Source organism: Bradyrhizobium sp. UFLA05-109, assembly GCF_054185165.1.
On the sequence record NZ_JBBIAR010000008.1, the window covers coordinates 92681 to 106117 of the forward strand.

General features: G+C 60.5%; 12 protein-coding genes. 8 read left to right on the forward strand and 4 right to left on the reverse strand.

Going from position 1 to position 13437, the window contains the following annotated elements; translation table 11 throughout:
• The first annotated feature begins 70 nt into the window (after positions 1–70).
• The 4 genes from Q3C01_RS07830 to Q3C01_RS07845 all read left to right on the forward strand — a co-directional run bounded on the left by Q3C01_RS07830 (position 71) and on the right by Q3C01_RS07845 (position 2632).
• On the forward strand, positions 71–358 hold the full coding sequence (locus tag Q3C01_RS07830; RefSeq protein ID WP_458144742.1) for a hypothetical protein: 288 nt from the start codon (positions 71–73) through the stop codon (positions 356–358).
• Between the two features lie 182 nt (positions 359–540).
• On the forward strand, positions 541–837 hold the full coding sequence (locus tag Q3C01_RS07835) for a cytosolic protein (RefSeq protein WP_458144743.1): 297 nt from the start codon (positions 541–543) through the stop codon (positions 835–837).
• A 137-nt stretch (positions 838–974) separates the two neighbouring features.
• Positions 975–1172: a hypothetical protein gene (locus tag Q3C01_RS07840; RefSeq protein ID WP_458144744.1), complete on the forward strand. Its 198-nt coding sequence runs from the start codon at positions 975–977 to the stop codon at positions 1170–1172.
• Between the two features lie 422 nt (positions 1173–1594).
• A complete protein-coding gene (locus Q3C01_RS07845; protein ID WP_458144745.1) occupies positions 1595–2632 on the forward strand; it encodes a hypothetical protein in 1038 nt (345 codons plus the stop codon).
• Positions 2633–3015: 383 nt separating this feature from the next.
• Here the strand turns inward: Q3C01_RS07845 and Q3C01_RS07850 are convergent, their stop codons facing one another.
• Positions 3016–3813 carry a transglycosylase SLT domain-containing protein gene (locus tag Q3C01_RS07850; RefSeq protein ID WP_458144746.1) on the reverse strand — a complete coding sequence of 266 codons (798 nt, stop codon included), beginning with the start codon at positions 3811–3813 and terminating at the stop codon, positions 3016–3018.
• Between the two features lie 217 nt (positions 3814–4030).
• Between Q3C01_RS07850 and Q3C01_RS07855 the strand changes: the two genes are divergently transcribed.
• From Q3C01_RS07855 to Q3C01_RS07865, 3 genes are all read left to right on the forward strand, one after another.
• On the forward strand, positions 4031–5077 hold the full coding sequence (locus Q3C01_RS07855) for an acyl-CoA desaturase (protein ID WP_458144747.1): 1047 nt from the start codon (positions 4031–4033) through the stop codon (positions 5075–5077).
• Between the two features lie 313 nt (positions 5078–5390).
• Positions 5391–5816 (forward strand): VOC family protein, encoded by a 426-nt coding sequence (locus Q3C01_RS07860; RefSeq protein WP_458144748.1) that lies wholly within the window; start codon positions 5391–5393, stop codon positions 5814–5816.
• Between the two features lie 199 nt (positions 5817–6015).
• Positions 6016–6525, forward strand: coding sequence for a GDSL-type esterase/lipase family protein (locus tag Q3C01_RS07865; protein ID WP_458144749.1), 510 nt, complete (start codon positions 6016–6018; stop codon positions 6523–6525).
• A 90-nt stretch (positions 6526–6615) separates the two neighbouring features.
• Here Q3C01_RS07865 and Q3C01_RS07870 read toward each other — a convergent pair whose 3' ends face one another.
• Positions 6616–7131 (reverse strand): ParB N-terminal domain-containing protein, encoded by a 516-nt coding sequence (locus Q3C01_RS07870; protein ID WP_458144750.1) that lies wholly within the window; start codon positions 7129–7131, stop codon positions 6616–6618.
• A gap of 924 nt (positions 7132–8055) precedes the next feature.
• Between Q3C01_RS07870 and Q3C01_RS07875 the strand changes: the two genes are divergently transcribed.
• Complete coding sequence (locus tag Q3C01_RS07875) at positions 8056–8322, forward strand: DUF2312 domain-containing protein (protein ID WP_449382100.1); 267 nt, start codon at positions 8056–8058, stop codon at positions 8320–8322.
• A 139-nt stretch (positions 8323–8461) separates the two neighbouring features.
• Here Q3C01_RS07875 and Q3C01_RS07880 read toward each other — a convergent pair whose 3' ends face one another.
• Entirely contained in the window at positions 8462–9070 is a 609-nt protein-coding gene (locus Q3C01_RS07880) for a hypothetical protein (protein WP_458144751.1), read from the reverse strand.
• Between the two features lie 174 nt (positions 9071–9244).
• Entirely contained in the window at positions 9245–13006 is a 3762-nt protein-coding gene (locus Q3C01_RS07885; RefSeq protein WP_458144752.1) for a vitamin B12-dependent ribonucleotide reductase, read from the reverse strand.
• Between the last annotated feature and the right edge of the window lie 431 nt (positions 13007–13437).

A 13437-nucleotide genomic window follows, 5' to 3' on the forward strand; every position in this document is an offset into this window, starting at 1 on the left:
TCGCTTTGCAGCCGCGCGTTGTCCCCAGGCATCCCTCCAACGTGCTATGCTGTGGCGGGGAGGATGAGCAATGAGAGCCCCTACCGTGATACTCGCCCTGCTTCTTTCAAGTCCGGCCGCCGCCCAGGAGTGCCAGACATGCTCGGCGGTCGACTCCTGCATGAAGGAGTACGTCAAGGGTACGTCGGAGGCCCAAAGGGCCACCAGGCAAGCCATCCGGGATTGGAAGCAGAATCTGGACAGGAAGGCCTCCGCAGAATTGTCCGCCAGGGGCATAAACGCACTGCAAGATACCATGGAGACGCAGGTTCGTTCTGATCTCGATCACCTCAAGGAGTGCCTGGCGAAGATCAGGTAGGGCGAATGCAGGCGGTGGGACGCACGCAGGATGGGTTGAGCCCCCGCGCAACCCATCGTGTTCCCGGCGATTGATGGGTATCCGCCTTCGCTCGTCGCGTTACGGCGGTCAAGTCGCTCCACCCGTCCTCGCGTTGGACTGGACGCGACGCTTGAGTTCATCCAGCCGCAAAGGAGGATCCAATGAAATCGCTTTTGCTGCTCACCGCGAGCGGTCCGCTGCTCATTCTCACGTCGCACGAGTCCCTGAACGACCAGAAACTCATAGAGGTGCTCAGGCACAAGGGGATCGGAAAGTTCGTCGGCTTCGAGGTTCCCTTGGCGCTCGCCAGAGCGCGCTACGGCGGGCACTTTCAGGCGGTCGAAAGCAATCTGCACGAGACCGATGATTTGAGGATCCTCGACTTCAACGGCCAGCGGGTCTTTCAGCTCTTTCGTTTCGATGAATTGGGTTCACCGGCTCTGATAGAACACTTGTGATCCGGTTTTGTCTTGCGGCAGATCCGTTTCGAAAAACCCATCATCCCCCGTGGCGGCGAACGTGGTGGGTTGGGCAGGGCTGTTCCGAAGGGACACCGATTGAGGTACGGTGGAAGCTTGGACCTGAGGAGTCGCCCATGACGTCATATACGGTCGGGTTGAAGCTTGGGATGCGTGCCAAGGCGCTCACGATCGAAGCCGAGGATGCATTGGTCGCGGCGCTGAAGATCAAGCTCGAGAACCCCGAGGCCCTCGTCACCTACGTTCGCAAGTCAAATCGACGCGGCGATCGTCGCCACCCGCACGAAGCGATGCGGGCCAAGAAAACCGTCTAGGCGTCGCCAAGACTTTGATTGCCGTGACGCAGAAGTGGTGGGCACGTCGCTTGCGCTCCTTTGCTCACCCTACAGCGCCTTCGCAAGAAAATAGAACGTTAAGACTTGCTGGTGGCTGATTTTGCGCGATTCCGATTCGTTCTTTGAGAACGAAGCAGAGTCAGATGCAGAACGAATTTCCTGCGTAGCTCGTAGCGCGTAGGATGCGTTGAGCCTTTGCGAAACCATCGTCTTCGTGGCCGGCAATTGATGGGTATCGCTTACGAGCCGTGGATTACGCCCTCGGGCTAATCCACTCTACGCTTTCTGTGGGGAACAGGCCCGGTTGAGAACGTGAACCAGCTCACAAACACGCACCGCAATAGATGATAGTTGGTTATGGATAGCCAGAAGTTGTCGTCTGGCCCTCCCTGAGGATGCAGATGCTGTTGCGATCCTCTATTCTTCGCAAGGTGCGCGCTGCCCTGGTGGTCGTAGGGCTTGTGCTGCTCTGGGGGGCGACTGCTCCAGCGCAACAGGACTTGGGCACCCTGCAGCAGGGCACAGCTGGTAGCCTAAAGCAGCGCAAGGCGAACCTCGAAGTTGCAAAACTTAAGCTTGAGGCCAAAAAGCTTGCTGACGAGTCCTTATTCCTGAACAGATGGGGGCCGACCGTCATTGTAGTGGTTGGCGGTATTCTCGCCGGTGTGCTCAGCGGTATAATTGCCGGTAACGCTGCTATACGGGTGGCTCGCCGAAACGCGCTCAATAATGTGCTGGTAGCTCGCAAGAGTGCTCGCAATAATGTGCGGGTGGCTCGTAAGAATGCTCTCGCTGCTTTACGCGTAGCCCGCCGGAACCAGAAGGCCGATCTGGATCAAGCTACTCACGAAAGAAGATTAGAAAGCTATCCAGACCTTCTGACGGCTACCTCACCATTGGCTATCTATTTCCCTAACCTCGCATTCCCTACCTCGGCCAATGCAGGATCACTCGACCCGCAGACATGCGAGACTATCGGGCGTGCAATCTCGAAGTGGTACTTTGGGTCGGGTCTGCTGTTGAGTGTAGAGTCTCGCGATGCCTACCTTCGGCTGGCGCGTGCCCTCACACTCGCTTCGTGCGCGGAGAAACTGTATGTTCCGCTCTTCCCAAGGGACGCCAAGGAAATAAGTGCCAAAAGCGTTGATGACTACCGTGCGCTTCTTGACATTGAAGAGCCTGACGACGAGACGATCGAGGAATGGGAATTCGGAAACGCGCCGACGACACCGGCTGGCAAAAAGATACTCGAGCTCGACGACTATAAGTTCAAAGACTACGTGTTTCTGCAGACGTTGAGTAGCCGACTTCGAACATTGCTTGCGGAGGATATTCGCAGCCGCCGGCGACCTGCAGGCACAAGCCCTCGAGCCGTCGCCTCGCGTTCTGCAGAGGAAGAGGCTGCCCTTGAAGAGATCGGGACCTCGAGCTCGGCGTAGCCTGCCGGCGGCAGGGATCTCGGGCGGTTTGACACTTGAGCCTACGCAAGTCGGATGCCGTCGGACCAAAGCAGCATGTAGAATGGGCTGAGCCGCTGCGAAACCCATCTTTCGCGTCACTCGCAATTGATGGGGCTCCACCGTCACGGCGGGCATGCTCGTTCAAAGCTCCGCAAGAAAACAGAACGTTAAGACTTGCTGGTGGCTGATTTTGCGCGATTCCGATTCGTTCTTTGAGAACGAAGCAGAGTCAGATGCAGAACGAATTTCCTGCGTAGCTCGTAGGGTGGGCAAAGCGAAGCGTGCCCACCTCTTTGGTCGCCACGATGCAGAAGCGGTGGGCATGTCGCTTGCGCTCCTTTGCCCACCCTACGGCCTGCGAGCTAATTGTCGTCATCCGCCGCAAGGCGCAGAAATTGCCGCTTCATCGCGTTGACCTTGGAGACATAGCCCGCGACGAGATGATCGCCGCAGCGTTCGCCGGCCAACATCTGAAAGTGACGGCGTGCGTAGGCCAGGGCGGGGCCCGCGCCGCAGAGGTGGATCAGCGCGGCCAGATCCTGCTTCTGCTGCGCGCTTGCCTTCACGTCGCCCGCAAGGCCGAGAACCGCCGCTACATTGCGGTCCAGATACACCGATGCCAGCTCGATGGCGTGGCTCGGGATCGCGCGGATATAGAAGCCGGGGAATCTGCAGCCGGTATCCGTGACTGCATTGCCACGGACACAGAACCGCGCGGCCTCGGCGTAGGCCGGATTGGTCATCTGGTAGAGGCCGACGGCGCTGGAGGCAGGCTGGTAAAGCGCAAGGGGATTGAGGCTCAATCGCCAGCGCCAGTAGGTGCGTGCGACCGGATTGCCTGAACTTTCGACCTGCGCCAGCGCGGCCAGCAATTCGGGCGTGATCGTATCGGTGGAAAGGCTGCGGAAGAGCGGCCCGTATTGCCGCCACGTCTCGGCCGGCTCCTTGTCGAGGGAGTTGCCGACAAAGAAGAACAGCTCAGTCGGCTTGCGGACCACGTGATAGACGAGGTTCACGAGTACGACGACCACAAGCAGCATCGCCACGCCACACGCGATCCGAACCATCCGCGGTGCGCGCGCGAATGTCTTTCGTACCCACCGTGCGCCCCGCCGGACGCTGGGAAGGTGAGGGAGGAGGCTGTTGCTTTTCCTTGGCATGGCTTTTGGAGCTAGGGTTAATGCGGCTGGCCCTTGCGACCATCACCTGGCGAAGTCGATGGTATTGCCGTGAAATCTGGCGTCATCACCCCTCCGACACCGTCTTTTTGAGACCCGGTTCCGCGCTCCCCCGACCGATCGAGTCCTTGCGAGAAACAACATGCGTCTGTAGGTTGCGCCGCAGTAGCGTTAATTTTCCGTAAATGGATCGAGTGAAATGACCGCAATTCGGGGCGTGGCGTCGGAAGAGGGTGCGGACCGGAAAATGCCACCGGGAGTACTTTTCGAAGGCCCGATGGTCGACGCCAAGTTTCTCGATTCCTACATTGCGTTCGGCTTCATGGTCGGAGGTTCGATCGCTGCGCTGGTCTGGGCATTCTGGCAAGGCATCGGCTGGGTGGAGGTTTCGGTCTTCGTCGGCATGTTCGTGCTGACCACGGTCGGGATCGGCTTCATGCATCGCTATTTCGTGCACCGGAGCTTCCGATGCAGTCCGGCCATGCGGGCGATCTTCGCCGCGATTGCCACGCTCGCGGTGCAGGGCTCGATCCTGAAGTGGGTGAGCAACCATCGCCGGCACCATCTTCACTCCGACAAGCCCGGCGACGTCCACAGCCCTTACTATGACGGCTCCGGCAACCGCTATGTCAGCTTCGTGAAGGGATTTATGCACGCGCAGGGCGGCTGGGTGTGGGACCAGGCCACCACCGATGGCGAATACTACGCCAAGGATATTCTGGCCGACCCGATCTCCATGTTCTTCACCAGGACACGCTGGTACTGGTACGCGTTGTCGGCGGTGATCATTCCGGGTGCGATCGGCTACGCGTTTGGCGGCGTGCGCACCATGATCGGCTGCATCTTGTTCTCCGGACTGTTCCGCAGCTACGTCATGACGATGGCTACCTCGCTGGTCAACTCGGTCTGCCATAGCGAGGGTCGCTACGGCTACCGCCGCTTCGAGACCACTGATGGCACGACCAACGAGCTGGTGACCACCATCCTCACCTTCGGTGAAGGGCTGCACAACAACCATCATCGGTTTCCGCGGGACGCCTACCTTTCGCACGCCTGGTACGAGATCGACATCAATGGCCTGATCATTCTCGGGCTTGGGAAACTCGGGCTCGTGCACGACATTTTCGGGGCCGGCGCGGGTCGACGGTCATCGCCAGATACGCAGCCCGGCGGTCGTGGGGCCGTCGCCATCGAGACACCATTGGACCGCGTCGCCGAAGACCTAGGCTCGTCCGGCGCAAGGTAGACTTGCCCACTCTTCGCGGAAGCCGAGATTACGGTGCGCGTAATTCGCGCCGTCCACCAAACGTGAGCCGAAGCGCGTAGGGTGGGTTAGCCCTGCGGCTGCGCGAAGCGCAGTCCGCTAGGCGTAACCCACCACTTCTCTCACCGCACGGAAAGCCAAGAGGTGGGTTACGCTTCCGCCTTCGCTCGTTGAGCTTCGGCGGACAGGTCGCTAACCCACCCAATTCTGTTTGAGAATAAAACTTCGGAGGCTGTGTCGGGTTCGTTGTGGCCAGTTCGTCCTCAGGTCGGAACCTAGAGGAGCTCACCACCCAATGGCCAAGCTGATCTTCATCAACCTGCCTGTCAGGGATCTTGCGCGCGCGACCGCTTTTTATGAGGCGATCGGTGCCGTCAAGAAGACGCAGTTTTGCGACGACACGGCATCATGCATGGTATTTTCCGACACGATCCATACGATGCTGATGACCCACGACAAGTATCGGCAGTTCACGACCAAGAAAATTGCCGACGCCAAGACAACCAGCCAGGTCCTGCTTTGCATTTCGGCCGACAGCCGCGCCGAGGTCGACGATGTCGTCACCAAGGCCGGGAGTGCGGGCGGCGTGATCGATCCGTCGCCCAAGGATGAGTACGACTTCATGTATGGCCGCAGTTTCGAGGATCTCGATGGCCATCTCTGGGGCGTGAACTGGATGGATTTCGAGGCGATGACCAGGGCGAGGGAGGCCAGCTCGTAGCTCGTAGGATGGGTTGAGCTCTTGCGAAACCCATCATCTTCGCGCCTGGCAATTGATGGGTATCGTTTCGCTCCACCCATCCTACGGGCTGCACTTTCAGTTGCCAAACGTAGACTGATAGCGAACATTGGCTGCTGATCTCGGCGGGGCATTCATTCGGCCCCGATCGAAGCGATTGTTAAAATATATGGAGCTGGCAATGAATCGTTCGAGCTTGCGGATTTTCGCCCTTGCAGTTGCAGCCATCGTTGTCGCCTCGATCAATCCTGCGTCCGCGCAGATCGTGGCGCTCGGCCATAGCGCTGTTCACGGCAACGTCTCGGAGTCCGAGATGTGGCCCGCCGTGCTGGAGGGACTGCTGCGCGCCAAGGGGTCCCAGGTTCACGTCGCCAATGCCGGCGTCTGGGGCGAGACCACCGATCTGACGCTGGCGCGTACGCCGAGCGCTGTGCCCGCTGGGACGAAGCTCGTCATCCTCTGCGACAACCCGGCCAACGACGTCAGGCACAATATGAGCCCGGTCCAGGCCATGCAGAACATCGCGGCCATCAAGAGCCAGTTGAAGGCCCGCGGCATCCGCGTCGTCGACGTTTGGGGCACCTACATGTCGGTCTGGCGGCAGCCGGGCAGCGTCGGTCCCGACGGACGTCATCTCAGCGTCGAAGGCAACAGGAAGATGGCTGCGGCGGTGGTGGGGATGGTGAGGTAGGCGCGCTTCCCGGATGCGGAGCTGGTGTCCGCCGTTCTGGTCGCTGCGAACGAATTGAATGCACTGTCACCGTCATTCTGGAGCCGGCAATCAATAGCGGCCCCCGCTGCCCTTTTGCTGCGTGATCCAGTCCGACAATGTTTTCGGTGTCGATTTCGCAGTCCGGCCCGGTGATGCCTTCGGATTGTCGCGGACGCCTTTCGTCGGACGGGTGCGCGGCGCTTCCGTTGCGTTGACGCGCTTCGAGGCAGCTGTCGATGCCTCCGCGGCTTCCTTCTCGAGGCGCAACTGTTTCAATCGCGCCATCTTGATGCGCTCAGCCTCGACTTCTGGTCCGTCGGACAGCAGGGGCTTGTGTTGAGCAAGCTCGGCCGGGACCAGGACACCGATAATGGTTGTCTCGCCGAGCGCCTTGCAGGCTTCGAGCCGATGCAGTCCCTCGACCAGAACGAGGCGGTCTCCGTCGAGCCGAACGGAAATGGGGGCCTGTTGTCCGATGTCCAGAATGCTTTCCGCGATCTCCCCGACGGTTTCGGGCCTGATGGCTTTCTTCTGCTTCGTGGGAACGAAGATCTTCTCGATCGGGAAGCTTTCCGGTTTGGGCATAACTTCACTCCGCTTCTACCGGGCCCGTCGGAACCCATGCCGGTGGTGTCTGGAGTTTAGGAGGGAAGGGCTCGACCGCAAAGCCAATTCGGAGGATTACGGTGTGCACCTAATCAGCACCTAGGATGGGTTGAGCCCTTGCGAAACCCATCATCTTCGCGGTTGGCAATTGATGGGTATCGCTTCGCTCCACCCATCCTACGGGCTACGGCGGACAAGTCGCTCCATCCGTCCTACGGGCTCGAAAAAAAATGTAGCCACAAGTGTGAAATAGCACACAGACGGCAGCCGGTCTGTCTGGTTGTGTGACGCGAATGTTGGCCCTGCCTCCAGTACACTCTGTGAGAGGGGCATACAGCAATCTCAGGAGCCTCGTCATATGCGTCCAGAAGCTCACGACCATGCTTTGCAGCTTTCGCATTGAGTCCACCTTGAGCGGGTGAACCAAAGAGGTCGGGTGCGCGCACAACAAGGCGCACAGGGATTTTTCTGGGCCCCGCCGGTGACGGACGGGGCCTTTTCCATTTGTGTCTGCTCACGTCTGCTCGGCGGCGCCTTCGCGTAGAAGGACCGGGGTCATGTGGGAGTATTTTGGACCCGATTTCGCGTTTGACGTGGTGAAGGGAGTGGTCGCCGGAATAGCCTCGATGGCCTTTCAGGTCGTCGCCCCGCGGACCTTTCGTGCCGCGAAGCAGTTTCGCGCGCGCTGGGTTGCGAGGAAAGCTGCGAAGCGAGCGGCAAGGCGGGCACGCCGCGATGCGACGGCGAATGATGGGCAGTGAGAAGAGAATAGCTCGGATGGACTTTTCTGTCGTCGTGGAAACGAAAGAGGTGGGTTCCCGCGTGCGGTGCGAGGTCCGTCGGTTAATACATTGGTCATTCCTTTGCAGTCATTTTCACGGCCTCATTCAACAGGGAGGCACCATGTCTGACGTCACCATTCCCGGCGGAAAAATTCGTTCGTTCGTCGAGCGGATCGAGAATCTGGATACCGAATTGCAGGAGTTGAACGAGCAGAAGAAGGAAGTGTTTTCGGAAGCCAAGGCCGAGGGTTTCGATGTGAAGATCCTCAAGGAGATCATCAAGCTGCGGAAGCAGGACGAGGACGAGCGTGACGAGCGAGAAACCCTGCTTGATCTCTACATGAGAGCGATGGAGACGGCGGCGCCGGAACAGGCGAAAGCGGCGTGAGACGATCGGCTTGATGTGTGAGGAGAGATAGCCGCGATCGGCGGATTGCGGCTATCTCTCCAGCACGTAGGATGGGTTGAGCTTTGGCGAAACCCATCATCTTACCAAGTTTGATGGGTATCGCTGCGCTCCACCTATCCTACGAGCTCGCCTTTGTAGTTCGTTCAAAAACGGCGCTGTGGATGCGATCTTGGCCGTCATTCATTATGAAATAGCAAATGTGCTCCTCGTCTGGTGACACAATGATGTGCCGATTCAGAAGTCCGACGATCTTGTCACGCCATTTTCGGATTTCATCAAACTTCAGTGGTCTATCGCTTTTCAAGATGTTGCGAGCACTACCGCGATGAAGATGCGTGCCAGCGTGCTGGTTGTACAAAGACACAAGCTCGCTCCGCGATAGGAATCCATCTTTCTTGTGAACCCAGCTCGGTGGCGTTGATGGCGCATCTTCATGCTCCAATGCCACGGGGAAGAACTTAGGATGCAGTTTCCCAAGCGTGTTGAAAATCCAGTCCGCCTTATAGGACTTCATAAGGTCGGCGTGCTTGGAAGAGAGGTCACCGTGCACAATGAGGCAACCGATCGCGATTAGCTCACAAATCATCCGGAGCTGCAGAAAGCACAGTTCTTCGGCGACTCGCGAACGCAATGGCACCTTTCGCGCAAGCACCAAATCAATGGCTTCCACGCGGAACTTAATCTCCACAAGGATGCTGCGATAGACCTCCGTCGCCTTCTCATTCATTTGGCACCTCAAAAACGCGATTCTATCGGTCACGTCCCTGGTGCGACCTCAAACGTCATCTCTCCAGAGGGGGTGGTACCGCAAAGTGAAATGCCATGGCTTGCTTCTGAGAAACTAAAAGGCCGCTCCTTCGAGCGGCCTTTGCGTTGTTAATCAAATCATCATCTAGAGGCCTCACGAACACCCCGTCGTGCTGCCACACGTATCGCACTTCATGCACGTGCCATTCCGCACCAGCGTGAAGTTGCCGCACTCTGAGCACATCTCGCCCTCATAGCCCTTGGCCTTTGCTTCCGCGCGGCGCTCGGCCTTGGTGGGGACGACCGTTTGCGCGGTGCCGGCCTTGCTCCACTGGAGCTGCTCGAGCTTCTCTGTTGGAGAGAGGTCGTGGCTGGCTTCCTGCTTCAGAGCGACGGCGCCTTCGATCGTATCGCCGGCGCGGGCCGCGCCGTGCAGTGCGGTGACGCGGTGGCCGCCGGCGGGGGCGCTGTCGTTGCCGGAGGAGACCGCGGCCGAGCCGCCGCGCATCACGACCAAATTGTCCGTGCGGGAGCGGGTGAGGCCGCGCGAGACCAGCTTGGTCGCGTGGTGGCCGCCCTCGTCGTCCGGCTCCTTGCCTTCCTCGACGCCCTTGCCGAGCGCGTCGAAGCTCGTCTCGTTGGGATCGACGTGGGCGAGGTCGAAGCGGGATAGGTAGCTGACCGCCAGCTCGCGGAAGACGTAGTCGAGGATCGAGGTCGCGTACTTGATGCTGTCGTTGCCCTGCACGGGGCCCGCCGGCTCGAAGCGGGTGAAGGTGAAGGCATCGACATATTCATCGAGCGGTACGCCGTATTGCAGACCGAGGGAGACCGCGATCGCAAAGTTGTTGATGAAGGAGCGCAGCGCTGCGCCTTCCTTGTGCATGTCGATGAAGATCTCGCCGAGACGGCCGTCGTCATACTCGCCGGTGCGGAGATAAACCTTATGCCCGCCGACGACCGCCTTCTGGGTGTAGCCCTTGCGGCGATCCGGCATCTTCTCGCGCTCGCGCATGACGATGATGCGCTCGACGAGCTTCTCGACGATCTTCTCGGAGACCTGGGCGGCGCGTGCCGCCATCGGCTTCTCGTAGATCTGCTCGACCACATCGTCCTCGTCCTCATCATCGCTGATGAGCTGCGAGTTGAGCGGCTGGCTCAGCTTCGAGCCGTCGCGGTAGAGCGCGTTGGCTTTCAGGGCGAGTTTCCACGACAGCATGTAGGCGGACTTGCAGTCCTCCACCGTGGCGTCGTTCGGCATGTTGATGGTCTTGGAGATCGCACCCGAGATGAAGGGCTGCGCCGCTGCCATCATGCGGATGTGGCTCTCGACAGACAGATAGCGCTTGCCGATCTTGCCGCAGGGGTTGGCGCAGTCGAACACCGGATAGTGCTCGGCCTTGAGGTGCGGCGCGCCTTCCACCGTCATCGCGCCGCAGATGTGGACGTTGGCCGCCTCGATCTCGCGCTTGGTGAAGCCGACGGCCTGGAGCAGGTCGAAGCCGGGGGCTGCGATCGCTTCCGCGCCGATGCCGAGCTGGTCGCGGATGAAATCCTCGCCAAAGGTCCACTTGTTGAAGGCGAACTTGATGTCGAAGGCGGTCGGCAGGGCCTTTTCGACCTTGGCGATCGCTTCATCCGTAAAGCCCTTGGCCTTCAGCGTCGAGGCGTTGATGCCGGGGGCGTTGGAGAGCGAGCCATGGCCGACGGCGTAGGCTTCGATTTCCGCGATATCGCTCTCGCGATAGCCGAGCGCGCGGAGCGCTGCGGGGACCGCGCGGTTGATGATCTTGAAGTAGCCGCCGCCGGCGAGCTTCTTGAACTTCACCAGCGCGAAGTCGGGCTCGATGCCGGTCGTGTCGCAATCCATGACGAGGCCGATCGTGCCGGTTGGTGCGATCACCGTGGTCTGGGCGTTGCGATAGCCGTGCTGCTCGCCGAGCTCGAGCGCCGCATCCCAGGCTGCCTGCGCATGCGCGATCAGGTCGGCTTGCGGGCAGGAGGCGTGGTCGAGCGGCACCGGGTTGACGCTGAGCGCCTCGTAGCCGGAGGCTTGGCCGTGCGCGGCGCGGCGGTGGTTGCGGATGACGCGCAGCATGTGCGCAGCGTTCTTCTTGTAGCCGGGGAAGGTGCCGAGCTCGGCCGCGATCTCCGCCGACGTCTTGTAGGTGATGCCGGTCATGACGGCGGTCAGCGCGCCGCAGAGCGCACGGCCTTCCTTGGAGTCATACGGCAGGCCCATGGTCATCAAGAGGCCGCCGATATTGGCGTAGCCCAGGCCCAGCGTGCGGAACTCGTAGGAGAGCTCGGCGATCGCGCGGGACGGGAACTGCGCCATCATCACGGAGATTTCGAGCACCAGGGTCCAGAGCCGGCAGAGATGCTCGTAACCCTCGACGTCGAAGTGCTTGGTCGTCGTGTTGTAGAACGTCAGCAGGTTGGCGGAGGCGAGATTGCACGCCGTGTCGTCCAGGAACATGTATTCCGAGCACGGATTGGACGCGCGGATGTCGCCGGACGCCTTGCAGGTGTGCCAGTCGTTCATCGTGGTGTTGAAGTGCAGGCCCGGGTCGGCCGATGCCCAGGCGGCGTAGCCGATCTTCTCCCAGAGGTCGCGGGCGCGCAGCGTCTTCGTCACCTTCTTGTTGGTGCGGCCAATGAGGCTCCAGTCGCCGTCGGTCTCGACCGCGCGGAGGAAGTCGTCCTTCAGCGAGACCGAGTTGTTGGAGTTCTGGCCGGAAACCGTGAGGTAGGCTTCCGAGTCCCAGTCGGTATCGTAGATATCGAACTGGATGTCCTTGTAGCCCTGCTTGGCAAACTGGATCACCCGCTTGATGTAGTTGTCGGGCACGAGGCTGCGGCGCGCCAGCTTGATTTCGCGACGGAGGGCAGGGTTCTTCTCGGGGTCGAAGCAGTCATCGCCCGAGCCTTGGCAGTTCACGCAGGCCTTCAGCACCGCCTTGAGGTGCTTCTGGTTGATCTTGGATCCCGTGACGAGGGCGGCGACCTTCTGCTCCTCCTTCACCTTCCAGTCGATATAGGTCTCGATGTCGGGGTGATCGACGTCGACCACGACCATCTTCGCCGCGCGGCGGGTGGTCCCGCCGCTCTTGATCGCGCCTGCCGCGCGGTCGCCGATCTTGAGGAAGCTCATCAGGCCCGACGAGCGGCCGCCGCCGGAGAGCTTTTCGCCTTCGCCGCGCAGGCGCGAGAAGTTGGAGCCGGTGCCGGAGCCATATTTGAACAGGCGCGCCTCGCGGACCCAGAGGTCCATGATGCCGCCCTCGTTGACGAGGTCGTCACCGACGCCCTGGATGAAGCAGGCGTGCGGCTGCGGATGCTCGTAGGCGGACTTCGACTTGGTCAACTTGCCGGTGAAGGGGTCGACGTAATAGTGGCCCTGGCCGGGGCCGTCGATGCCATAGGCCCAGTGCAGGCCGGTGTTGAACCATTGCGGCGAGTTCGGCGCGACCATCTGCATGGCGAGCATGTAGCGGAGCTCGTCATAGAAAGTCTGGGCGTCCTCGTCGGAGGAGAAGTACTTGCCCTTCCAGCCCCAATAGGTCCAGCAGCCGGCGAGGCGGTCGAAGACCTGCTTGGCGCTGAGCTCGCTGACGTAGCGCTCCTTCTCGGGCAGCGCGGCAAGCGAGTCGGTATCAGGCACGGAGCGCCACAGGAACGAGGGGACGGATTCCTCCTCGACCTTCTTCAGGCGCGCGGCGACGCCGGCTTTACGGAAATACTTCTGAGCCAGCACATCGGAAGCGACCTGCGACCACTCGGTCGGCACTTCGACGTTGTCCAGCTTGAACACGACCGAGCCGTCGGGATTGCGGATCTCCGACGTGGTCAGGCGGAATTCGATCCCGGCGTAAGGGGATTGTCCTGCAGTGGTGTGGCGCCGCTCAATTTTCATAGTTTGCCCCGTCCTTTTCTGACCGGATCCGCCTTCGTTTGGGCGTCCCGGGTAGTTGTTCTCACGCGACTCCTCCCGGCCGTTTCGGCTTTAAGGCTTCGCAAGCTCAGCCGGTGGATCCGGCCCTGTTTCTCCCGACGGAAGGACCAGTACCGAAGCACCGATCATCCCCCGGCATGTCCACCCGCACCCGCCCCCAAGGGGATGCGCGCGACATGCGTTCAACGCCACCACACTACGCTTGCTCCGGGCCTGTCTCGGCCCGTTCGAGCGCCCCGTAAGAGTCAGCAAATCAAGGGCAGACAAGCCCTTCACCCGCTGCCCCCTTCGGCTGGCGGAGTGGTCATTTGCGAGGACCCTTTGGGGAGTGACCGGCGGGACGCAAACACACTCGCGCCGAACGGACCGAAAGCTAGGACTCTCCGTTGCGC